Genomic DNA, 766 nt, shown 5'->3' on the forward strand with positions numbered 1-766 from the left:
GACGGCCCGCGCGCCCGGGTCACCGGCCTCGCCCGCGCCTACCTCGGCTTCGCCGCCCGCAACCCGGCGGTCTACGACGCCATGTTCCAGCTCGACGGCGGCCTGGCGTTCGCGCGGGAGGACACGCCGGAGCCGCTGAAGGACGCCTTCGCCGCCCTGCTGGAGAGCCTCGCGGAGGTCGCCGGGGACGGCGTCCACCCGGGGTTGTTCACCGAGGTGTTCTGGGCGGCCCTGCACGGGCTGGCGACCCTGACCCGGTCGGGACGGCTGCCGCCGGAGGAGACCGAGCGGAGGATGGAGCTGCTGGTGGACCGGCTCGCCGTGCTCTGACCCCCGCTCGGGCGGGGCGACGACGCCGGGCCTCGACGCGGGCGAGGGCGGGGTCCGGGGGCCGGGTTCGCCACCGGATTCCGGGCCGGGTCAGCCGGCCGCGCGATGGGCGTCGATCCAGGGGCGCAGCGCGCCGATCCGGGTGTAGACGCCGGCGGCGCCGGGCCGGCCGCAGCCGACGCCCCAGGAGATGACGCCGATCAGCGCGCCGCCCTGGACGAGCGGGCCGCCGCTGTCGCCCTGGCAGGCGTCCTTGCCGCCGGCGTCCTCTCCCGCGCAGATCATGCGGTCGGTGACGGCGGCGGCCCCGTACTCCTGGCGGCAGGCGTCGCGCCTGATCAGGGGGACGGTGACGACGCGGGCGGCCGCGGAGAGCGGGCCGTTCTCGGCGGTGGCGCCCCAGCCGGAGGCCTGGGCCCGGCCGGAGGAGGGGTCG

2 protein-coding genes are annotated in these 766 nt (G+C 78.3%); one reads left to right on the forward strand and one right to left on the reverse strand.

Annotated features, from left to right (window positions below):
• The coding region (locus ABD308_RS19725) for a TetR-like C-terminal domain-containing protein (protein ID WP_344336476.1) at nucleotides 1-330 on the forward strand (330 nt) is incomplete at its 5' end.
• Between the two features lie 90 nt (nucleotides 331-420).
• Here ABD308_RS19725 and ABD308_RS19730 read toward each other — a convergent pair.
• Nucleotides 421-766, reverse strand: a 346-nt coding sequence (locus ABD308_RS19730) for a serine protease (protein ID WP_344336478.1), incomplete at its 5' end; no start/stop codon positions are given.

The organism is Kitasatospora putterlickiae (genome assembly GCF_039527695.1).
GTDB classification, from domain to species: Bacteria; Actinomycetota; Actinomycetes; order Streptomycetales; family Streptomycetaceae; genus Kitasatospora; species Kitasatospora putterlickiae.